The following is a 21237-nucleotide window of genomic DNA, read 5'->3' as shown; positions in this document are numbered from 1 at the left end:
AGTTATCTCCTCCATTTTTGTTAATTTACAAGTTTAGTATAGTACTTTCAATTTGAATGAACACGAAACTAAGTTACACAAAAGGGGTTAGTTGGTGACGAATTTTGGAAAGAACGTTAAAATTTATCATTTCGTCTTTTCAGGCAACTTGAGAGCCTTTTTAGAGGAAATAAGTTACAATAAGTGAATGAAATGGGGGTAATGAAATGAAACCTGTTATAGGAATCACTGGAAATGCACTTTTCAAAGGAGCCGATATTTTTTATGGACATCGCGTAACCTATACACAGCAAAGATATGTGGAAGCCATCCAAAAGGTAGGCGGCTTGCCACTTGTTATCCCAATTAGCGATCCTGAAAGCGCAAAACAAGCGATGGGCATGGTTGACGGACTTTTGATGACAGGCGGACAAGATATTACGCCGCAACTTTACGGAGAAGAGCCGCTTCCAGAAATTGGCAACTATTTCCCACCGCGAGATCAATCGGAAATCGCACTCGTTGACGAAGCCATGCACCTTGGGAAACCCATTTTAGCCATTTGCCGCGGCATGCAGCTCGTTAATGTTGCGCTTGGCGGATCGCTTTATCAAGATGGTTCGCAAGTCAAAGCACCCGGCTTATTGCAACATTTACAAAACGTAGATGAACAACTCGGTTCGCATACGATCGATATTGACCCAGACAGTTTGCTTGCAACCGTGCATTCGGTTGAAAAGCGTGTCAATAGCTTGCACCACCAATATGTAAAACAAGTGGCTGAAAAACTGAAAGTCACAAGTCGAAGCAAAGATGGTATGATTGAATCCGTTGAAGGAAAAAATACAGGGAACTGGCTTCTTGGCGTGCAGTGGCACCCGGAATTGATGTACGGCAAAGACCCGGAAAGCGAAGCCCTCTTTGCCCTTTTTGTCGAAGAAACGAAGAAGAATCAAGCGAAAAGATAAGCGTACTAAGAGCTTGTCTTTTTCTGTGAAAACGGGGAGGAAGACTTAAAAATGAAAAAATTTTTCTTAGCACTTCTCCTGATGCCTGCTGTCTATTTATTTTTCCTTGTAGTGCTGATGTATTGCGGTTCGCGTGCGCGTCCAAGCCACCATCCAGATACCCTTCTTGTCCTCGGAGCCAAAGTGGAAGGTAGCCCTGCTTACCCGAGTGCCATGCTCAAGGAGCGTCTAGATCAAGCCGTTCGCGTTTATAATGCCCATCCAGAAAGCAAAGTCGTCGTAAGCGGAGGCCAAGGGGCAAATGAAAGCGAACCGGAAGCGGTCGTCATGAAACGCTATCTCATTTCGCAAGGCATTCCAGAGGCACGCATCCGCGTCGAGCCTAAGTCAAGTCGAACAAGGGAAAACCTGCTGTTTTCACAAAAAAGTTTCCCTTCTCGTGATCTTGTGATTATTACGAGTGATTACCATATGTTTCGGGCTTTGCTACTTGCCAAACGGCTGAATATCCGCGCTTCTGGGAGTGCTGCCAAATCGAAATCGCGAAAACGCTATAAGAATTATGTAAAAGAAATGTTCGCGATTAGCTACTGCTTTTTCTGTGATCGATAAAAAAGGTTTATAATCCCGCTTGGAACTGATAGAATAAAAATATAAACTCGTGTTCGTGGGAGGAAAGCTATGCAAATCGTTCAGAAAATTACGGTGAAGCAAGTGTTAACTGAAAAGAGTCGTGCTGAGTTACTTACTTATTATAGCGAACAGCGCAAACTGCTTGAAAAGGAACGCGAACAGCTTTTGTTTGAGCAAAAGAAAGTCGAACACAAAAATAGATATCAAAAAGAGCAAGTGAGCGATTACTTTGAGCAAGAAATGCAGGTGCGCAAAGAAAAAATGAAGTTAGTTGATTTTCAAATGGAACAACTTGGCATTCTTCCACTTGGTAGCGAGATTCGCGAACGTGAAATGGAAGCGCTCATTGAAATTTCAGTTGGTGATAAATGGGATGAATCCCTTTTCGATAAAACGATTGTTGTGACAGACGGCATCGTGACAGAGATACGGTAGAGGTGAACTATGGAAAAGATGTACAATGTAGGAAAAATTGTGAACACACATGGCTTGATGGGAGAGGTACGGGTTATCTCACGGACAGATTTTAAGGAATCTCGTTATAAACCGGGAAGCCAATTATTTTTATTTCGTAAAAATGAAAAAGAACCGGTTGCACTTGTCGTTAAATCGCACCGGACGCATAAAAACTTTGATTTGTTGACGTTTGAAGGTTATACCGGTATCAATCAAGTGGAAAACATGAAAGAAGGCGTCTTGAAAGTAGCGGAGAAAGATTTGGATGCGCTTGAAGAGAATGCGTTTTATTTTCATGAAATCATCGGCTGTACGGTTTATCAAACAGATGGAACGGAGCTTGGGAAAATCACTGAAATATTGACGCCAGGGGCAAATGATGTTTGGGTTGTGAAACCAGCGAAAGGAAAAGACCAACTCATTCCGTATATTGCAGATGTTGTGAAAAAAATCGACGTTCAGAAAAAAGAAATTGTGATCGAACCGATGGAGGGACTACTTGACTGATGAAAATTGATATTTTATCGATCTTTCCGGAGATGTTCAGAGGAATTTTATCAGAATCGATTTTAAAAAAAGCGATCGAGAAACAAATTGTCGATATTGAGGTCACAGATTTCAGGCAATTCGCGGAAGGAAAGCACCAGGTGGTGGACGACTATCCGTATGGTGGCGGGGCAGGGATGCTTTTAAAAGCTCAGCCACTTTTTGATGCGGTTGAATCTGTTAAATTGCCGGAAAAATCACCGCGTGTAATTTTGATGGATCCGGCTGGAAAGCCTTTTAATCAAAAGCTTGCAGAAGAATTTGCGGAAGAAGAACAATTGATTTTTATTTGCGGGCACTATGAAGGTTATGATGAACGAATTCGTGAGCATCTCGTAACGGATGAAGTTTCCCTTGGCGATTATATTTTAACTGGCGGTGAAATTGGAGCGATGGCGATGACTGATAGCATCGTTCGGCTGCTTCCAGGAGCGCTTGGCAATGCTAGCTCGGCAGTTCATGATTCGTTTTCAAGTGGATTACTTGAGCATCCTCATTATACGCGACCAGCTGAATTTCGCGGCATGAAAGTGCCGGATGTGCTTCTTAGCGGCAATCATGCAGAAATTGAAAAGTGGCGCCAAAAAGAATCGCTAAGACGCACTTGGATGCGGCGCCCGGATTTACTTGAAGCTTACTCGCTTAGCAAAGAAGAAGCAGTGTGGCTCGAAGAACTGAAAAACGAAACAGAAAAGGAAGAATCCTAGTTTCTTGCAAGAAAAAAGCCTTTACAGATAAACGAGATTGTGGTAACCTATATGAGTGTCTGGAGTAATCCAGAATGAAAACGATATTCCGCTTCGTTCATGATAAACGTAAGAATATTTGGTTGGAGGAGAGAATAAGATGAATAAACTTATCGAAGAAATCACTAAAGATCAGCTAAAAACTGATATTCCGGCATTCCGTCCTGGTGACACAGTTCGTGTTCATGCGAAAGTTGTCGAAGGTACGCGTGAACGTATCCAAATTTTCGAAGGTGTTGTAATCAAACGCCGCGGATCTGGAATCAGCGAAACATTCACAGTTCGCAAAATTTCTTACGGTGTAGGCGTGGAACGTACATACCCTGTACACACTCCTCGTATCGCTAAACTAGAAGTTATTCGTCGCGGTAAAGTTCGTCGTGCGAAACTTTACTACTTGCGTAACCTACGCGGTAAAGCGGCTCGTATTAAAGAAATTCGTTAATCAATTAACGGCAAAACCCCTTGATTTCTCAAGGGGTTTTTTGTTTGGTTTGTGTTGGGATAACGGCTGAGAATAAATTTTTCTTATTTTAGTGGTAGAAAAGGTATGAAACTTTGGGTGAAATGAAAAATAGAGTAACCGAAAGTTTTAAAGCTGTGCTATACTAAGTGGGAGATAGTAATCGTTTAGATAGCTTGAGACTTTTAGTGGATAATCGAATCATTTTGAAAAGATAGAAGAGGGATCATCAGAATTAAAGCCTTTGCTAGGGGCGAGTAGCGCGATTACGAAATGTCGGAAAAAACTTTCCGAGGTTTTAGAGCTATGTTATTCTGAATGGTTCCAAAACCAGTATTTCGTTGTATACACATTAACAACTGTTTTAGAGCTATGTTATTCTGAATGGTTCCAAAACCGACAAGATTCCGCATTGACCCGACCACGTGTTTTAGAGCTATGTTATTCTGAATGGTTCCAAAACGTTTAGTAATGATGAAATTGCAACCATGCTGTTTTAGAGCTATGTTATTCTGAATGGTTCCAAAACATAGTATTCTTTTTGAGATTCAGGAATCATGTTTTAGAGCTATGTTATTCTGAATGGTTCCAAAACTGACCAATCTAGGGTTGATTTCTTTAGCTCCGTTTTAGAGCTATGTTATTCTGAATGGTTCCAACAAGCCGCACTAAATAGCATAGAATAAGCAAGCGTTATGAATAAGAGAAGCTATTTCCAAAAGTAATCTTCTATGAAGAAGAGGGAGAATTTCATATCGCTTCAAGAAAAAAACTAAATCAAAACTTAGACAAAAGCTGTTGCCAAACTTGGCAACAGCTTTTTTGTGTGCTTTCAAGTCCACTATCCGCTATCTTACTTGTTATGATAGAAATTGTGCTACAGGTTCGGTACAACAATTACAATTTTTGCATGCTGATTTGTACCAAAGACATCGTGATGTGAAAACGTTTTCTTACTATAATAAATTTAGGAGGTAATGGATGATGTCGCGCTACAAGTTAAGCAAACTTATTCCAGTAAGTCATATTCGCATAGAGGAAGCGGCTAGTTTAACCGGGCTACCAGAAGAGAAACTTTTGCAATTTTTAGAGGAATTTAACCACTATCTCCCTAAATCACTGCTCGAACAAACTCACGGGAGGCTTACGATTTCGGAAGAAGCTAAATCCTATTTTCCTGACTTCTTGGTGCAACTGAAAGATCGTCCGCTTTATTTTGAGGAAAGTGAACGCATGAAGTTGATTTATTTGATGACATTTTCTTGCTATCAGGAGTTGTCAGTTTTTTATTACCAAAGTGTTCTTAAAGTCAGTAAAAATACGATTTTGTCCGATATCAAAAAACTGCGTAAGTTGCTAGCTGCGTCTAACATTGAACTCGCTTATGACCGCAAACAAGGCTTTTTCTTAGTCGGCGCTGAGTGGGAAATCCGCAAGCAAGCCTTTCATTGGGTTAATGCGTTAATGGAGCGCGCGGAGCTAAAGTGGCTGCTTTTTACTTGGATTTATGCACACGATTTCGAGGCGTATACCAAAGTGCGAGATAGGCTAGAACAAGCGACAGAGCTTCACACAATTAGTATGATTCCGAGCCGCCTCGAAGGCTTTTACATTTTGATTTGCCTTTTGAAAGAACGAAGCGGCAAAGGGGAGCTTAACTTTGACGAAAGGCTCACGAAGCGAATTCAGCAAACTGCAGTTTATCAAATTGCCTCGGAACTCTGGGATACAGAAAATGAGGAAGAAACGCAATTTTTGACGATTTTGCTTCTAACTTTGACACAAGGACAGCTTGAAGAATCCGTTTTTGATTTTTTGCTAGATTGCGCAAATAGAATGCTCCAAGAATTGGAAAGAAGCGCCGCCGTGCATTTTGAAGAATACCGCAAATTGTTACTGGATACGTTTAGTCACCTCGTTCCCGCATATTTTCGCGTTTACTACGGCCTCGAAATGGAAGAGCCCTTTTTGTATAAAGTTGAAAATGATTACCCTGAAATTTATGCGCTGACAGAAAGAGCTCTCGTTCCGCTAGAAAAGCTAGTAGGTAGGCCTATTCCAAAAGGAGAGAAAGCATACTTCGCGTTACTCTTTGGGGCGGCGATTCAAAATCAAGAAGAAAAAGAACAAAGCGAGCAACTTCACGCACTGATTATTTGTCCGAATGGGATCAGCACTTCCATGATTATGGAAGCCGAATTAAAGAGACTATTCCCGACCATTACATTCCACACGCAGTTCACGCCGGAAAAGCTCGAACAAATTCCAACAAGCTCCTATCAGTTGATTTTTTCTAGCGTAAAAATAGAGGCGGCTAAACCCGTATTTAAAATTCGCCCAATCATGGATCCAGTAGAGAAACATCAGCTCGTAAAAGCGGTGCAAGAAACGTTTCTTATCCCGGGAATGACGCTTGTGACGCCTGAAGAAATCATCCAAACGCTACTCCCTTATTTTGATTTGAAGAAAGGAGTGACAAAAGAGAAGATAGCGAAAATACTTGGCCGTAAAATGATGAAAGTCGCAAGTAGCAAGGAGGACTCAAGACCGATGTTAACGGAGTTATTAACCGAAGATCACATCCAAGTAACGGATGAAAAATGGAGCTGGGAAGAAGCCATTACAGAAGCCGCTCGCCCGCTACTCCCTGAATATATCGAAGAAAAATATATCCAAGCCATGATTCAAAAAGTGAACGATTATGGCGCATTTATTCATATCGGAAAAGGCGTGGCACTACCGCATGCGAGACCAGATGAAGGCGTGAAAAAAATGGGGATGGCACTGCTTAAAACTAAGGAACCCGTTCTGCTTTTAAACGATGCAGCTCATCCTATTTCCATCTTTATTTGCTTAGCTGCTGTCGATAATGAAGCGCATCTGCGTGCACTCGCGAGCTTAACTAAAATTTTATCCGATAAAAAAAGTTTAGATAAATTGCTTCAAGCAGAAACAAAAACTGAAATCATCCAAATTATGAAAGAAAAAGAAGGAGAGGAAGAAGAATGAAATTTGCAGCTGTTTGCGGATCCGGTCTAGGATCAAGCTTCATGGTAGAAATGAACATCAATTCTGTATTAAACGATTTAGGCGTTTCAGATGTAGAAGTCGCGCATTACGATATGGGAAGTGCTTCGCCTGAACTCGCCGATGTATTTTTTGTTGCCAAAGATTTAGAAGATAGTGCAGCTCACTTGGGAGAAGTAGTGGTGCTAGATAGCATTATTGATCTCGACGAATTGCGTGAAAAAGTTAAACAAGTTTGTCAGGAAAAAGGACTACTATAAGGAGGGAAAACTCATGTCAGGATTTTTAAAAGTAATCATCGATGTTGCCAGCACACCTGCCATTTTAGTTGCCTTAATTGCCGTTTTAGGACTTGCCTTACAGAAAAAGCATTTCTCAGATATTATCCGTGGAGGCATTAAAACCTTTGTTGGCTTTCTTGTTGTAACAGCTGGAGCGGGAGTCATCCAAACTTCGCTAGAACCTTTCGGAAAGATGTTTCAACACGCCTTCCACGTAACAGGCGTAGTCCCGAATAACGAAGCGATCGTTGCAGTCGCTCTGACCACTTTTGGGACAAAAACAGCCTTGATCATGCTTCTTGGAATGGCCTTTAATATACTTATTGCTCGAATCACACGTTACAAATATATCTACTTAACAGGTCACGCAACACTTTACATGGCTTGTATGCTTGCCGTCATTGTAACTTCGATCGACATGAATGATGTGCTTGCGATCATCGCAGGTGGCCTAGCACTTGGCCTTGCCAACACGATTTTTCCAGCGATTGCCCAGCCATTTACGCGGAAAATCACTCAAAATGACAATATTGCGTTAGGACACACCGGCGATTTCGGTTATGCCGTAAGTGGACTTGTAGGGCAATTAACGAGTCGTCGCAATAAAAATATCAAATCAACCGAAGACATTAATTTTCCAAAAGGATTGGCTTTTTTACGTGACTCAACCGTTAGCATCACCATCACAATGGGCGTATTCTACATTTTAGTCGCCTTATTTGCAGGCCAAAGTTATGTAACAAAACTTGGTGGTGGAACGAACTACATCGTTTACGCTTTGCAACAAGCAGGGAGCTTTGCAGCAGGTGTGTTCGTCATCTTAGCCGGGGTTCGTTTGATCTTAGCAGAAATCGTTCCAGCCTTTAAAGGGATCTCCGAACGCCTTGTACCAAATTCCAAACCAGCACTTGATTGTCCGATCGTGTTCCCATATGCGCCGAATGCCGTTTTGATCGGCTTCCTTTCAAGCTTTGTCGGCGGAATCGTGAGCCTAGGCCTAATGATTCTCATGGGGACAACCGTTGTCATTCCAGGTGTTGTTCCACACTTCTTCTGTGGAGCAACAGCAGGCGTTTACGGAAATGCAAGTGGTGGCGTGAAAGGCGCTGTTTTAGGCTCCTTCACTCAAGGAATCTTGATTAGCTTCATGCCGATTTTCTTACTGCCAATCATGAGCGGCATCGGCTTTTCCGGTTCGACTTTCTCGGATACAGACTATGGCGTTACCGGAATTCTGCTTGGGAACGTCTCGAAAGTGGCAGGCTCATGGGGCTTTATCGCCACATTAATTCTCATTCTCGCGATCATGCTGTTACTCACTTGGAAAGGGAAAAAATCCAAAATTGCGAGTGAAAAATAAAGGAGTGGATAGAAAATGATCAGTACGAAACCCGACTTAAATACTTTTGCGGCAAGAATCAGAAAAGATGTGCTTTCCATGCTACTAAAAAGAGGCTACGGACATGTTGGCGGGTCCTTGTCCATTGTTGAACTGCTTGCCGTCCTTTACGGAAAACAAATGAACTACCGGCCTGATGAACCGCACTGGGAAAAACGAGATTACTTAGTGCTTTCAAAAGGGCATTCTGGACCGGGCGTATATAGCGCACTGGCCAATAGCGGCTTCTTCCCAAAAAGCTGGCTCGAGACCTTAAATGATGGCGGAACGCGTTTACCTTCCCATTTAGATCGGAATAAAACACCCGGCGTTGACGCGACAACAGGTTCGCTCGGTCAGGGCACTTCCATCGCAACAGGAATCGCAGCTGGACTTGCGAAAGAAGGTGCGAAAGATCAATACGTTTATCTGATTACTGGCGACGGAGAACTAAATGAAGGACAATGCTGGGAGGCTTTTCAATATTTAGCCCATGCCGCACTTAGCAACTGCATCGTTTTCATTGATGAAAATAAAGGTCAAAATGATGGCAAAAGTGAAGCGATTATTCGTCATTTTGATCTGGCAGAAAAAATGCGAGCATTTGGGTTTTATACACAAAAAGTGGACGGCAAAAATCTAGCGATGATCGATGATGCAATTGAAATCGCTAAAAATCAGAAACAGCAGGCTAATTGTATTGTGCTTGATACCGTAAAAGGCCAAGGCGTTCCATTTTTTGAAAATTATGCGGGAGTTCACTCCGTTAAATTTAATTCGCCTGAAATCATTGAAGCAACCGAATCAGCCATTCGTGAACTAGAAAAACAAATCGACGAGTAAAAGAGGAGGAGAAAGTTAATATGACCATAGAATTATCCACGAAAAAAGAATACGGAGCTGAATTACGAAACGTTGTCGCGAACCGTTTAGAAAAATTGATGGAAAAAAACGATCGAATCATCGCACTTGATGCCGATTTGAGTGCAGCTAGCAATTGGAATAAACTTGCGGTAACTCATCCCGATCAATTTATCAATGTAGGTGTTTCAGAAGCCAATATGGTTGGCATGGCATCAGGCCTTAGCATCGCGGGCTTTACACCCTTTATCCATTCATTTGGACCATTCGTAACAAGACGAGTATTTGACCAGCTTTATCTCTCGGGCGGTTATGCCAAAACAACCATCAACATTTACGGTTCCGATCCAGGTTTTGCGGTTGGACCAAACGGAGGCACACACACAACCCTTGAAGACGTTGCTTTAATGCGCAGTATTCCTTATTCCGTTGTTTGCGACGCGTGTGATGCTGCACAAATGGACTGGATCATTGCCGAGTTTTCGAGGCGCGAAGGAATCCATTACGTACGCGGGAACCGCAAGAGCGTTCATGACATTTACCCAGCTGATACCCAGTTTGAACTAGGAAAAGGTAACGTATTGCGCAAAGGAACAGATGGGCTACTAGTTGCTTCCGGACAACTCGTTTACGAAGCCTTGGAAGTCGCGAATCGTTTGGAAAAAACGGGAGTTTCGCTTACAGTAATTGATATGTTTACGATCAAGCCGCTAGATGAAGCCTTGCTACTAAAAGAATGCCAAGGAAAGAAATTTGTGGTCACTCTAGAAAACCATTCGATTACAGGTGGCCTTGGGAGTGCTGTTGCAGAAGTCATGGCAGAACATCAATTGGCAATCCCACTAAAACGAATCGGCGTTTCCGAGCGATTTGGTGAAGTTGGGACGCCAGACTATCTACAAGAAGCCTTTGGATTAACAACAGAAGCCATTGAAGAAAAAATAGAAGATTTCATTTGTTAAATCATCTATGAACATAAAAAGCTTAGGAAGGAATTTTATTTCCTTCCTAAGCTTTTTTAAATAGGTGCATTCACGAGTGTCCAGCGAATTTCTCCCGTATAAGTAGTAGCCTTTGCTTCTCCTGGCAAGACTTTTAAAAGTGGACCAGCTTCTTTACTCCATCCGACATCATAATTTCGTTGGTTTTGTTTACTTGTACCGTCATAAACATCAACTTGTCTTTTGGCACTTATTAATTGGTCAGGTTGTCCAGACTTACGGAATATCAAACTATTAGAAAGCTTGTCTCCAGAAGGACTAGTGAAAGGAGAAGTGAGTTGGGCTGTTACCCGCCAATTAACCTTAATGGGACGAGTATCTTCCACTTCTATTTTCCAGTTCACATCTGCACGTGTGCTTTCCGTCACTTTGCTAGAAATTTTTTGATTAGCAAAGCTCATAATTTTTGGTACTTGGATAAATTTTAAAGTTCCGGTTAGCACTGTTACCGTAATCGTCTTTGAAGTTGGCCCATTTTGATAAGTAATCGTATATTTTCCAGCTCTTGAAGTGTTCACGCTTCCTTTTGCCATTGACTGATTAAAATCGATAGTTTTACCGGTCCGATCCTTAGCTGATAGAAAATTATCTTCAGGACTCCAAGTCTCACCGACATAAATTGTAGAGTCCTTTGCTGCGATACTTGATAGATCTGCATTATATTGGTAAGTAACACACTGCTCTTTATTTGTGATTTTTCCTTTCCCATTTTTAGGTAAATTGTTTTCGTCTAAATAATAAGGTCCTGTCTTTGCTTGGATGTTCATCAATTTAAAAGCAGGCGTCGTTGCATCGTAGGCGGTGTTAATATCTCCAGTAATGAGTTTAGGGTTAGAACTTCCATTAGAGAAGTTTAATAGCGCTCCTTTGCTATCAACATATTGCACTTTTATATTGGCTGGAAGTGGCTCCACATGGTCAGACTTCGAATTATCAATTTCCTTTTGGTTTCCATATTGACTAAATTCTACATAATAACCGTGGTTGGAAGACCATTGACCGAGGGAATCCGGCAAATCATTCCAAAATTTTGTTCCGTTTTGAGCAAATTGGAGGATATTTTCGACTCCATGCCCGTTATTAGGTTCGCCAGCATTAAAGTTGCTGTAAACTCCCTTAACGGGACCATTAACCGGATCCGATTTCTTAGTGTTATAAAAAACTGTACCAGCTTCGGGACCTGCTGCCCAGTACCACTGATTAATATCTTTCCAGTCCTTTTGATCGGGATTTAAAGTTGTGACGTCTTTAGAAAAATGCGTGTTAGGAATGCTTACATCATCTAGGATTTTTCTACCATTCATATGAACGAGCCTTGTTCCGCCAAGTAGTCCAGGTTCTTTGGCGATAGAATTAAAAATAAAGTCATGTTCACTTGATGAGTTGATGGTTGCCAGATAACCAGATAACCCGCGATAGTTTAGTTTTTTTGCTTCGTTATAGGCATCTTCCCAAGGTATCGCATTGGGAACAAATACATAATAGTGTGGAGTTCCTTGATCGTCTATCCAATTAGAAATAGATTCTTGCTCCACGGCGATTTTTAAATTTCCACCTGTTGTGGCGTTTTCTCTATACTGAAACTCAAGGTTAGCAAGAAAAGAGATTATAGCATCTGCTTGCATACCAGTAGAGTTCGTAATGGAAATGGCATTTCCTGCTTGTGTATATACAGCGCCAGTGGGTAAATTAACTGATTTTTTTAGAAGTTCTGTCCTGCAGGTAAAGTGATGTTGATACTTTTATAACCTTTATAGTTTTGTGACAATATAATATCGTTAAGTTTGAAAATTGAATTATTTGCCGGAGATCTTGCGGTTTTAAAGCTAAAAGACATATCTGGATTGGCAAGAACCTGCTTAATTCTCTTGGCTTCTTCTTTATTCGAACCTATCGCACTTCGAGACATACTACTATCAGGCGTTATTTTTCTCGAGTCTGCCTGGTCACTTTTCTTTAAATCTTTAGAACTGGTAGAGCGAGGATTGGCCACATGAATAATTAAAGGCTTGGAGTACGCTGTTTGATTCCCACGAATTGTGTAAGCTTTAAAAGTATAAGTTCCTGCAACTTCAAATTGGAGACGAACAATGTTGTTATGATTCGTTCCTTTTTTCAAATCTAAAACAATTTGTTGGTTTACTTGATCAGTAGTAGCGGAGGCGTCTCCTGCTTTAATGCCCTTGAATGAAACAGCTTTTGGAAGGGGGATAATAACTTTGGTATCTTGAGTATTTAAATCTTGGATATGAAGATCAACGACTTCACTCACCGAATAATTGGTTTTGCTAGTTGATAGAGTGAGGTCTTTCACGGTGTTGTCATCTGCAAACAGTGTGGGGATTGTGAGGAGAAAACAAATTCCCACTAAACTAATAAATAAGATCATCCATTTTTTGAGATTCATGATGTTACATTCCTTTCTCATCTTACTTTTTAACTAGTGCAGGAGGTAATATACCTTTATACTAGTGAATTTACAAGATTTATTCGCGATACAACGTATCAAATTTTAAATAAAAATGATTAATTAGCAAGCAAGATAAAAAGTAAACGATTATAGAAAATGAAAGAAGTGATTTTATATGAAAAATAAATAACATAGAAAATATAACCTCAAGAAGAGAAGCATGTTAATTCTGTCCTTTTTATTTGTAGATAAACGAAGTCATGTCAATAGTTTATAAACTAATTCTTTACTAATTTTGATAGAAGCCCCTTTGTATCGTTCGAAAAATGTTCACAAATTTACTAGATTAATTACCAATGTTGCAAAAAGGAACGTTTGTTCTTATAATAAAAGAAAGGATTCTAGAAGAAGGTGATTGCGGTGGTAGATCCAAAGGGAGCTCAGTTTGAATTTCAAAGTCATGAAGTTGATGATTTTGAAAAAGACTTTGTAAAGCTTGTGGATACAACACTTCCGCTTTTTGCAATCAAAGATAAGTTACTTCACCTAATGGAAGTGAACGGACGTCCACAATTTAAAATACCAAGCTTTACAACGCGTGATGGAAAAGAACATATTTTTTATTTTGATGTGTTGCCCATAACGAAAAGCAGAAGAGTGAAAGTATACCGATACAAAGGGTATAGTTAATAAGTTACGACATTGTTGCAAACAACTAGGAAATAACAATTTTGGAAGATTAGCGAGTGTATACTCGCTAATCTTTTTTTATGGCAGAACTTTTAGTAGTTCTTTCTAAATCAAAATCTCCTTACAAAAAATGAAATAAATTGAACAAGTTTTGAAATTAAAATTGAAAGCGCTTTTATTATTGGTACGTTATTAACGTGAAGTAAAAAATGTGCTCTATATCTAGAAGTTTAGGACAAAATAGAAGGGAGAAATCATGAAAAAATTTTTGAAATGGTTAGCTGTTATCTTTACTGCATTGATCTCAGTTGTTATTGTTGCTGCCGCTGTACTTTCGCTTGTATTTTCTAATGTAATTGAAAATACGCTTCCGACTTATTTTAAAGTAAAGTCTGAACAACCGGATCAAGTTAAAGAAAAGACGAAAAAAGAAGGTCGCAAGTTAGCTAAACAAATAGAAGAGGAAGGAGTCGTCTTGTTAAAAAATGACGCCAATACTTTGCCATTAAGCAAGAAAAACAAAAAAGTGAATGTATTTGGTTGGGCTGCGTCTGATTGGCTTGGAGGCGGTTCCGGATCAGGAACCGTTGATAAAATGAAGCTCGGTTTTCTGAGTGCTTTAACAAGATATGGTGTATCTTATAATCCTGATATTATCAATATGTATCATGATTTTCGTGAAGAACGTGATGCCAATATGCTTAAATCGTATGACTACGAAAGCTACCGGCTATATGAGCCAAAATGGAATGATACCAATTATTATTCTAAAAAGATGCTTGAAAAAGCGAAGAAGTATTCCGATACGGCTATTTTTGTCGTTGGAAGGATTGCCGGTGAAAGTAGCGATGCACCGAAGAAGCAATACAAGGTGACGGAAAAAGAGGGAAAAATGGTTACGGATGAATCACGCACTTATTTGAACTTGTCAAAAGAAGAAGAAGGGATGCTTACTTATTTAGGAAAAACATATAAGCATGTTGTCGTGCTTGTCAATTCGACAAATACCATGGCACTTGGTGAGTTTGAAACGATTCCAGGAATTGATGCCGTTATGCAAGTTGGATCAACAGGAGAATATTCAGCTGAAGCATTACCTCGACTGTTATATGGAGATGCTTCGCCGTCTGGAAAAACAACGGATACATACGCCTATGATTTAGCGACGAACGCGTCTTATGCCAATAGTGGGTTAGATGGAATTGGTGCTTATCAAAACGCAAAAGGACTCTATCCAAATGATGGGAAAACGATCAATGGCAACACAGGACGAAATGATGCGCTTTACAATCAAGTCTCTTATTTAGACTACGCAGAAGGCATTTATCTAGGCTATCGCTTTTATGAAACAGCCGATGTGGAAAATTACTGGCAAGGTGTTCATAATAAACACGGGGATGGCTATAAAGGCGTTGTTCAGTACCCGTTTGGCTTCGGTTTATCCTATACAAAATTTGAATGGGAGGTAGAAAGCTTCACACCACAAGCCCCTGATAGGCTAACAAAAAATGGGAAAATTTCAGCTAAAGTCAAAGTCAAAAACATAGGTAATCGAGCTGGAAAAGATGTCGTCGAGATGTATTTTACGCCGCCATATCAAGCAGGAGAAATTGAGAAGGCTTCCACTAACTTGGCTGCATTTGCTAAAACAAAAGAACTTCAGCCGGGTGAGAGTCAAACCGTGAAGCTCACGTTTAATGTTCGAGATATGACATCCTATGATGACCGAGATTTAAATAAAAATCATTTCAAAGGATACGAACTGGATCCAGGCAAATATACGGTGAAGATTATGAAAGATGCGCACACGGTGAGTGAGGCGCATCACTCAGTAATGACTTATGATCTGGCTAGAAACATCCAGTACCAAACAGATCCTAAAACCGGTCAGAAGGTGGAAAATCAATTTGTTGGCACAAACTTAGCGGACGGGATAGCCATTGATGGAACGGATACAAACGAAAAAATCAAGTATATGACACGTGCTGATTTTAAAAACACCTTTCCAAAGACAAATAGCAAGCAACGAGAAATTTCGCAAAAGCTAAAAGATGCCAATCTCTACACGAAAGAAATGGCGGAAAACTGGCGCAAAGGTAAAGGAAAAGCTAAAAAGGTGATTTTTTGCCGAGATAACGGACTTCAAGTATATGCCAATAATCAAATCACGAAATTAGGATTAGCACTTGGCCAAAATTATGAAGATAAACGCTGGGATCAGTTACTAAATCAAATGAGCAAAGACGAAATGGTGAATCTGGTCTTGCATGGTTATGTGCATACAGAACCAGTGAAGTCGATCGGTAAGCCAACGCGGGCCGATATGGATGGGCCATCTCAAGTTAACAGTTTCAACTTTGGAGAGCGTGGAACAGGCTTTCCTAATGCGACAGTTCTTGCACAGACTTGGAACGAAAAATTGGCTCATCGAATGGGACAACAAGCTGCAAAAGAAGCAAATGATATTGGGGTTTCTGGTTGGTATGCACCAGGTGCAAATCTTCACCGTTCACCACTTGGAGGAAGAAACTATGAGTATTACTCGGAGGATGGCTTTTTATCGGGAACATTTGCCTCAAATGTTATCAAAGGCGCGAAAGAAGGTGGCCTATACACGTATTTGAAGCATTTGGCGCTTTACGAGCAAGAAAGCAATCGCGATTCCATTTATACTTGGACTACCGAACAAGCTTTGCGCGAAAACTATCTGAAACCATATCAGTTAGCCATTCAAAATGGGGCAACAGGTGTTATGACTTCTTATAATCGAATCGGTTCTGTTTGGGCAGGCGGGAGCGAGGCACTATTGACCAATGTTTTACGGAAAGAATGGGGATTCCGCGGCACCGTCATCACGGATTATAGCGATCATCAAAAATTCATGAACATGGATCAACTTTTACGTGCAGGAGGGGATTTGTGGATGGATGGAGCTCCTCGAAACGGAACCTTCAAAATGGAAACGAGTTCGAATGAGTTTGATCAAGCCTTGCGGAAATCAACGAAGCATATTCTTTATACTTGGCTGAATGCTGGCGCAGAAAATAAAGCGTATAATCGAACAGCGCAATCGCCTATTAAGCTAGCCACTATTTCGGGCCGCTTCCCTTACATCCAAGTGATTGCAAGTTTGGCTATACTCATCGTTGTTTTTGGGTGGGGACTTTGGATCTGGAAGAAAATAAAAAAATGGCGCAAGAATAAAGGAAAGAATTGAGACTTGAAAGGAAACGATAAAAGTGAAGAAGCGGGAGAAAAAGTCTTACTTGACTAACTTGACAGTAAGGTAAGAGCATGATATAGTGATTAAGGTTAATTAACAAGAAAGAAGAAGCAACCCGCTTCTCGCCTCGTTAACGGATGTTTTCAGGCAAAAAGTTCAATGATTCGTCACGCCTGAACTGGTTGTGACTTTGAATGTGCGGGTTTGCGTCGTTTAGCAAATCCGTTTTTTTATTGTCTGCCAGTAAGGTAGACACCTACTTGCTCTTTTCTGACTTGTTCGACCAATAAAACACGGAGGTGGCTCAAAATTAGCAAAGACATGATGGTAAATAATGGGATTCGTGCACGTGAACTCAGATTGATTGATCAAAACGGCGAACAGCTTGGCGTTAAAACAAAAGTTGAAGCGCTAGGAATAGCTGAAAAAGCGAACCTTGATCTTGTGCTTGTTGCTCCAAACGCGAAACCCCCAGTGGCACGTATTATGGACTACGGGAAATATCGTTTTGAACAGCAAAAGAAAGAAAAAGAAGCCCGTAAAAACCAAAAAGTCATCGTGATGAAAGAAGTTCGTCTTAGTCCAACGATCGATGAACATGATTTCAATACGAAGCTACGTAATGCACGCAAATTCCTTTCTAAAGGCGATAAGGTAAAATGTTCGATTCGCTTTAAGGGACGTGCAATCACCCACAAAGAAATCGGTCAAAAGGTGCTTGACCGTTTTGCTGACGAGTGTAAAGATTTAAGCACAGTTGAGCAAAAAGCGAAAATGGACGGACGTTCAATGTTCTTAGTCCTAGCACCACTTCAAGAAAAGTAATAGTTTTGAGGAGGAAATATTCATGCCAAAAATGAAAACTCACCGCGGTTCCGCTAAACGTTTCAAGAGAACAGGATCTGGAAAATTAAAACGCAGACACGCTTTTGTAAGCCATATGTTTGCTAACAAATCGAAAAAACAAAAACGTAAACTACGTAAAGCGGCAATGGTATCAGCTGGCGATTTCAAACGTATTCGCCAAATGGTCGCTAAAATGAAATAAGTAAGCTCGAACTAATTTTTGTAAAATCTAGGAGGTAGACAATTATGCCACGCGTAAAAGGCGGAACAGTAACTCGCAAACGTCGTAAAAAAGTCATTAAATTAGCCAAAGGATATTATGGCTCGAAACATACATTATTCAAAGTCGCTAACCAAGCGGTAATGAAATCTTATCAATATGCTTACAGAGATCGTCGTCAAAAGAAACGTGATTTCCGTAAACTTTGGATTACACGTATCAATGCAGCTGCTCGTTTGAATGATCTTTCTTACAGCAAATTGATGCATGGCCTTAAATTAGCAGGTATTGAAGTAAACCGTAAAATGCTTGCTGAATTAGCTGTGAATGATGAAGCTGCTTTCACGTCTCTAGCAGATGCAGCTAAAAAAGAATTGGCTAAATAAGACATAAAAAAGCTGACGCCACGCGCGTCAGCTTTTTTGTTAGAATTTGATATCAAGTTCAACTGGACAATGATCCGATCCGAGCACATCTGAATGGATCTTAGCATCAACAAGTGAAGCTTGCAACCGGTTTGAAACAACAAAATAATCAATCCGCCATCCCACATTCCTGCTTCTGGCATTCATGCGATAAGACCACCAAGAATAAGCATCTGTCTTGTCCGGATAAAAGTACCGAAAGCTATCCGTAAATCCGGCCGCGAGAATATCTGAAAACTTGGCACGCTCCTCATCTGAAAACCCAGCATTCTTGCGATTCGTTTTCGGGTTTTTAAGGTCAATTTCTTCGTGCGCAACATTCAAATCACCACAGAAAATAACCGGTTTTTCGTTATCAAGACTTTTAACATACTGTAAAAAAGCTTCTTCCCAGCTCATACGGTAGGGAAGACGTTTCAATTCACTTTGTGAGTTTGGCGTATAAACCGTCAGTAAATAAAAATCAGCATATTCGAGAGTAATCAACCGACCTTCATTATCATGTTCCTCCAAGCCTAACCCATACTGGACCCGAAGTGGTTCTTTTTTTGTGAAAATAGCCGTTCCCGAATAGCCTTTCTTTTCAGCATAATTCCAATAAGAAAAATAACCAGGAGTATCAAGTTCAATTTGACCTTCTTGCAGTTTGGTTTCCTGCAAGCAAAATACATCCGCATCAACTTCGTGAAAATAGTCTAAAAACCCCTTTTTCACAGCAGCTCGCAGCCCGTTTACATTCCAAGAAATTAGTTTCATCTTTAGCACTCCTTTTTGCAGTAAAATCTTTGCTTTTCTAATTATACCTTAATTTAAGAATTGAAAATAAGCAACGAATCGCACATAATATTAGAAATTTTAAAGCTCGCGGCATATAATAGAAGAGGAAAATAAACCGAAGGAAGTGTAAGTGATGAAAGAAGAACTGATCAAACGCTTTACTACATATGTAAAAGTAAACACCCAATCGAACGAAGAAAGTACCACTTGCCCGACAACAGAAGGACAGCTTGAACTCGGCAAAATCCTTGTAAATGAATTAAAAGAAATTGGCATGAGTGAAGTGACCGTAGATGAAAATGGTTATGTGATGGCGACGCTTCCCGCAAATACGGATAAAAAAATACCAGTTATCGGCTTTTTAGCACACCTTGACACAGCAACAGATTTTACGGGGGAAAACGTGAGTCCGCAAATCCGTGAAAATTATGATGGTGGCGACATTGTGTTAAATGAAGCACTTAATGTGGTCTTATCGCCTAAACAATTTCCAGAATTAGCTGGGTATAAAGGCCAAACTTTGATTACGACAGACGGTACAACACTTCTTGGTGCAGATGATAAATCAGGCATCACAGAAATCATGGTTGCGATGCACCACCTCATCAACCATCCAGAAATCAAGCACGGCAAAATCCGTGTTGCATTCACGCCAGATGAAGAAATCGGTCGCGGGCCAGCCCTCTTCGATGTTGAAGCATTTGGAGCAGACTACGCGTACACGATGGACGGCGGTCCGCGTGGCCAATTGGAATATGAAAGCTTTAATGCAGCTGCAGCCAAGATCACATTCAAAGGTAACAGCGTGCATCCAGGAACTGCCAAGGATAAAATGGTCAACGCATCCAAGCTTGCAATGGAATTCAATGCTGCACTTCCAGCCCAAGAAGCTCCAGAATACACAGAAGGCTATGAAGGCTTTTATCACTTGATTTCGCTCAATGGTGATGTCGAACAAGCTAAAGCCTATTATATTATCCGCGATTTTGATTCATTAAAATTTGCAGAACGAAAAGCCAAAGTGGCCGATATCATTTCAAAAATGCAAGAAAAATACGGCAAAGAAAATATTGTCTTAGAACTAAACGATCAGTATTACAACATGCGAGAAAAAATTGAACCAGTTAAAGAAATTGTGGACATCGCACATGAAGCTATGGAAAAACTGGATATCGAACCACTTGTTGAGCCCATCCGAGGCGGAACAGACGGCTCGCAATTATCCTTCAAAGGACTGCCAACACCAAATATCTTCGCTGGTGGAGAAAATATGCATGGCAAGTTTGAATATGTATCTGTTGAAAATATGGAACTTGCAACTAAAGTAATCATCGAAATGGTACAACTTTTCGAACAACGTGGTTGATAATAAACAGAACATGAAGCCCCTTGACTAAACCGGTGAAGGGGCTTTTTAATTGATAGGGGGCAGAAGATGAATCAGATTATTGCAAAGGCGGAAACTTGGATGCAAGAAGTTTTTCGTTCAGAAAAAACAGGCCATGATTTTGAACATTTAAAGCGAGTTGTAGAAACTGCAACGAAAATCCAATCCACAGAAGGTGGAGATTTATTTTTTATTCAACTAGCTGCGCTTTTTCACGACTATTCTGATGAAAAATTGACAAAAGATGTTAGCCGAGCTAGAGGTGAGCTGAAAAGCTGGATGGAAAATGAAAATCTTGAAAAGAATTTTGTTCGGAGAATTCTACGTGCTATTGACGCCGTATCTTATAGAAATGGAGAAAACAAAATTCAAGCTCAAAGTATTGAAGAAAAAATCATCCAAGATGCTGATAGATTAGATGCCATGGGAGCAATCGGCATCATACGAGCTTTTACATATGGAGCTTCTAAAAACAGACAGCCGCTTGATTATTTGAAAACAAATCCTAATTCTACTTTGCAGCATTTTGATGATAAATTACTTCGTTTAAAAGAATTGATGCAAACAGAAACTGGCAAAAGGTTAGCGGAGGAGCGCCACGCCTTCATGCTTTTATTCATTGAAGAATTAAAAAAGGAACAGGCCATAAAATCATAAACAAACTTCTTGTAATTGACTAAGAAATAAGCTATAATTAAAAAGCTTTCTTGAGGAGAGCAAAAATGTTTTAAAAAAAACTGTTGACGAAGCTTTGGTAAAATGTTATGCTATTAAAGCTGTCACTTCAGCAAATGACCTTTGAAAACTGAACAAAAAGAAGACGAAAAAGCGATGAAACAGTATGTTTCACCAATCAATTCGCAGGGCAGGAAATCGAGAGCGATTTCCAAAACAAAACTAGTAAATAAGCTAGCAAAGTC

Annotated in this window: 21 protein-coding genes, 1 CRISPR repeat array and 1 other annotated feature; of the genes, 18 read left to right on the top strand and 3 right to left on the bottom strand. The window is 40.4% G+C overall.

Annotation, left to right across the window (positions count from 1 at the left end):
- Nucleotides 1–206: 206 nt before the first annotated feature.
- From UR08_RS05875 to UR08_RS05825, 11 genes are all read left to right on the top strand, one after another.
- The gene (locus UR08_RS05875; RefSeq protein ID WP_115752755.1) at nt 207–947 is read left to right on the top strand and encodes a gamma-glutamyl-gamma-aminobutyrate hydrolase family protein; all 741 of its coding nucleotides are present in this window, start codon (nt 207–209) and stop codon (nt 945–947) included.
- 51 nt (nt 948–998) lie between these two features.
- Nucleotides 999–1559 carry a YdcF family protein gene (locus UR08_RS05870; RefSeq protein ID WP_115752754.1) on the top strand — a complete coding sequence of 187 codons (561 nt, stop codon included), beginning with the start codon at nt 999–1001 and terminating at the stop codon, nt 1557–1559.
- 69 nt (nt 1560–1628) lie between these two features.
- On the top strand, nt 1629–2015 hold the full coding sequence (locus UR08_RS05865) for a YlqD family protein (protein ID WP_115752753.1): 387 nt from the start codon (nt 1629–1631) through the stop codon (nt 2013–2015).
- Nucleotides 2016–2024: 9 nt separating this feature from the next.
- Nucleotides 2025–2543 (top strand): ribosome maturation factor RimM, encoded by a 519-nt coding sequence (rimM, locus tag UR08_RS05860; RefSeq protein ID WP_115752752.1) that lies wholly within the window; start codon nt 2025–2027, stop codon nt 2541–2543.
- Nucleotides 2543–3289: a tRNA (guanosine(37)-N1)-methyltransferase TrmD gene (gene trmD, locus UR08_RS05855; RefSeq protein ID WP_115752751.1), complete on the top strand. Its 747-nt coding sequence runs from the start codon at nt 2543–2545 to the stop codon at nt 3287–3289. The genes rimM and trmD overlap by 1 nt, the downstream gene beginning before the upstream one ends.
- A gap of 139 nt (nt 3290–3428) precedes the next feature.
- Nucleotides 3429–3773, top strand: coding sequence for a 50S ribosomal protein L19 (gene rplS, locus UR08_RS05850; RefSeq protein ID WP_115752750.1), 345 nt, complete (start codon nt 3429–3431; stop codon nt 3771–3773).
- Between the two features lie 312 nt (nt 3774–4085).
- A CRISPR array of direct repeats spans nt 4086–4453; the repeat unit is 37 nt; unit sequence TGTTTTAGAGCTATGTTATTCTGAATGGTTCCAAAAC.
- A 319-nt stretch (nt 4454–4772) separates the two neighbouring features.
- Nucleotides 4773–6800 (top strand): BglG family transcription antiterminator, encoded by a 2028-nt coding sequence (locus tag UR08_RS05845; protein WP_115752749.1) that lies wholly within the window; start codon nt 4773–4775, stop codon nt 6798–6800.
- On the top strand, nt 6797–7078 hold the full coding sequence (locus tag UR08_RS05840; protein WP_115752748.1) for a PTS sugar transporter subunit IIB: 282 nt from the start codon (nt 6797–6799) through the stop codon (nt 7076–7078). Before UR08_RS05845 ends, UR08_RS05840 begins: the two co-directional genes overlap by 4 nt.
- Nucleotides 7079–7091: 13 nt before the next feature.
- On the top strand, nt 7092–8459 hold the full coding sequence (locus UR08_RS05835; RefSeq protein ID WP_115752747.1) for a PTS ascorbate transporter subunit IIC: 1368 nt from the start codon (nt 7092–7094) through the stop codon (nt 8457–8459).
- A 15-nt stretch (nt 8460–8474) separates the two neighbouring features.
- A complete protein-coding gene (locus UR08_RS05830; RefSeq protein ID WP_115752746.1) occupies nt 8475–9320 on the top strand; it encodes a transketolase in 846 nt (281 codons plus the stop codon).
- A 20-nt stretch (nt 9321–9340) separates the two neighbouring features.
- The gene (locus UR08_RS05825) at nt 9341–10300 is read left to right on the top strand and encodes a transketolase family protein (RefSeq protein WP_115752745.1); all 960 of its coding nucleotides are present in this window, start codon (nt 9341–9343) and stop codon (nt 10298–10300) included.
- Between the two features lie 56 nt (nt 10301–10356).
- On the opposite strand, the gene UR08_RS05820 is transcribed toward UR08_RS05825, so the two are convergent.
- Together UR08_RS05820 and UR08_RS05815 are read right to left on the bottom strand one after the other, a co-directional pair.
- Nucleotides 10357–11964 carry a bacterial Ig-like domain-containing protein gene (locus UR08_RS05820; RefSeq protein WP_115752744.1) on the bottom strand — a complete coding sequence of 536 codons (1608 nt, stop codon included), beginning with the start codon at nt 11962–11964 and terminating at the stop codon, nt 10357–10359.
- A 77-nt stretch (nt 11965–12041) separates the two neighbouring features.
- Nucleotides 12042–12746, bottom strand: coding sequence for a hypothetical protein (locus tag UR08_RS05815; RefSeq protein WP_115752743.1), 705 nt, complete (start codon nt 12744–12746; stop codon nt 12042–12044).
- A gap of 423 nt (nt 12747–13169) precedes the next feature.
- Between UR08_RS05815 and UR08_RS05810 the strand changes: the two genes are divergently transcribed.
- The 5 genes from UR08_RS05810 (at nt 13170) to rplT (ending at nt 18114) form a co-directional block, all read left to right on the top strand.
- Nucleotides 13170–13439, top strand: coding sequence for a DUF5960 family protein (locus tag UR08_RS05810; RefSeq protein WP_115752742.1), 270 nt, complete (start codon nt 13170–13172; stop codon nt 13437–13439).
- 256 nt (nt 13440–13695) lie between these two features.
- Entirely contained in the window at nt 13696–16656 is a 2961-nt protein-coding gene (locus UR08_RS05805; RefSeq protein ID WP_115752741.1) for a beta-glucosidase, read from the top strand.
- Nucleotides 16657–16758: 102 nt separating this feature from the next.
- Nucleotides 16759–16902, top strand: a sequence feature (ribosomal protein L20 leader region).
- A gap of 69 nt (nt 16903–16971) precedes the next feature.
- A complete protein-coding gene (gene infC / locus UR08_RS05800) occupies nt 16972–17487 on the top strand; it encodes a translation initiation factor IF-3 (RefSeq protein WP_115752740.1) in 516 nt (171 codons plus the stop codon).
- Nucleotides 17488–17509: 22 nt separating this feature from the next.
- The gene (gene rpmI / locus UR08_RS05795) at nt 17510–17710 is read left to right on the top strand and encodes a 50S ribosomal protein L35 (protein ID WP_115752739.1); all 201 of its coding nucleotides are present in this window, start codon (nt 17510–17512) and stop codon (nt 17708–17710) included.
- Nucleotides 17711–17754: 44 nt separating this feature from the next.
- Complete coding sequence (gene rplT / locus UR08_RS05790) at nt 17755–18114, top strand: 50S ribosomal protein L20 (protein ID WP_115752738.1); 360 nt, start codon at nt 17755–17757, stop codon at nt 18112–18114.
- A 39-nt stretch (nt 18115–18153) separates the two neighbouring features.
- Here rplT and UR08_RS05785 read toward each other — a convergent pair whose 3' ends face one another.
- Entirely contained in the window at nt 18154–18909 is a 756-nt protein-coding gene (locus UR08_RS05785) for an exodeoxyribonuclease III (protein WP_115752737.1), read from the bottom strand.
- A 154-nt stretch (nt 18910–19063) separates the two neighbouring features.
- On the opposite strand from UR08_RS05785, the gene pepT reads away from it, so the two are divergent.
- Both pepT and UR08_RS05775 read left to right on the top strand, forming a co-directional pair.
- Nucleotides 19064–20296: a peptidase T gene (pepT, locus tag UR08_RS05780; protein WP_115752736.1), complete on the top strand. Its 1233-nt coding sequence runs from the start codon at nt 19064–19066 to the stop codon at nt 20294–20296.
- 102 nt (nt 20297–20398) lie between these two features.
- The gene (locus tag UR08_RS05775) at nt 20399–20974 is read left to right on the top strand and encodes an HD domain-containing protein (RefSeq protein ID WP_420812315.1); all 576 of its coding nucleotides are present in this window, start codon (nt 20399–20401) and stop codon (nt 20972–20974) included.
- Nucleotides 20975–21237: the final 263 nt, after the last annotated feature.

Origin of the sequence: Listeria kieliensis (assembly GCF_003369925.1) — a bacterium.
Taxonomy (GTDB): Bacteria; Bacillota; Bacilli; order Lactobacillales; family Listeriaceae; genus Listeria; species Listeria kieliensis_A.
This window is presented reverse-complemented; position numbering and strand designations above follow the sequence as displayed.

Bases quoted from the DNA above. Each gene is read 5' to 3' on its own strand.
- UR08_RS05870 (WP_115752754.1), top strand. From the start codon at position 999: ATGAAAAAATTTTTCTTAGCACTTCTCCTGATGCCTGCTGTCTATTTA.
- UR08_RS05815 (WP_115752743.1), bottom strand. From the start codon at position 12,746: ATGAATCTCAAAAAATGGATGATCTTATTTATTAGTTTAGTGGGAATT.
- UR08_RS05830 (WP_115752746.1), top strand. From the start codon at position 8,475: ATGATCAGTACGAAACCCGACTTAAATACTTTTGCGGCAAGAATCAGA.
- UR08_RS05775 (WP_420812315.1), top strand. From the start codon at position 20,399: ATGCAAGAAGTTTTTCGTTCAGAAAAAACAGGCCATGATTTTGAACAT.
- UR08_RS05825 (WP_115752745.1), top strand. From the start codon at position 9,341: ATGACCATAGAATTATCCACGAAAAAAGAATACGGAGCTGAATTACGA.
- pepT (WP_115752736.1), top strand. From the start codon at position 19,064: ATGAAAGAAGAACTGATCAAACGCTTTACTACATATGTAAAAGTAAAC.
- UR08_RS05820 (WP_115752744.1), bottom strand. From the start codon at position 11,964: ATGCAAGCAGATGCTATAATCTCTTTTCTTGCTAACCTTGAGTTTCAG.
- rplT (WP_115752738.1), top strand. From the start codon at position 17,755: ATGCCACGCGTAAAAGGCGGAACAGTAACTCGCAAACGTCGTAAAAAA.
- rpmI (WP_115752739.1), top strand. From the start codon at position 17,510: ATGCCAAAAATGAAAACTCACCGCGGTTCCGCTAAACGTTTCAAGAGA.
- UR08_RS05840 (WP_115752748.1), top strand. From the start codon at position 6,797: ATGAAATTTGCAGCTGTTTGCGGATCCGGTCTAGGATCAAGCTTCATG.
- rimM (WP_115752752.1), top strand. From the start codon at position 2,025: ATGGAAAAGATGTACAATGTAGGAAAAATTGTGAACACACATGGCTTG.
- rplS (WP_115752750.1), top strand. From the start codon at position 3,429: ATGAATAAACTTATCGAAGAAATCACTAAAGATCAGCTAAAAACTGAT.
- trmD (WP_115752751.1), top strand. From the start codon at position 2,543: ATGAAAATTGATATTTTATCGATCTTTCCGGAGATGTTCAGAGGAATT.
- UR08_RS05845 (WP_115752749.1), top strand. From the start codon at position 4,773: ATGATGTCGCGCTACAAGTTAAGCAAACTTATTCCAGTAAGTCATATT.
- UR08_RS05835 (WP_115752747.1), top strand. From the start codon at position 7,092: ATGTCAGGATTTTTAAAAGTAATCATCGATGTTGCCAGCACACCTGCC.
- UR08_RS05785 (WP_115752737.1), bottom strand. From the start codon at position 18,909: ATGAAACTAATTTCTTGGAATGTAAACGGGCTGCGAGCTGCTGTGAAA.
- UR08_RS05875 (WP_115752755.1), top strand. From the start codon at position 207: ATGAAACCTGTTATAGGAATCACTGGAAATGCACTTTTCAAAGGAGCC.
- UR08_RS05805 (WP_115752741.1), top strand. From the start codon at position 13,696: ATGAAAAAATTTTTGAAATGGTTAGCTGTTATCTTTACTGCATTGATC.
- UR08_RS05865 (WP_115752753.1), top strand. From the start codon at position 1,629: ATGCAAATCGTTCAGAAAATTACGGTGAAGCAAGTGTTAACTGAAAAG.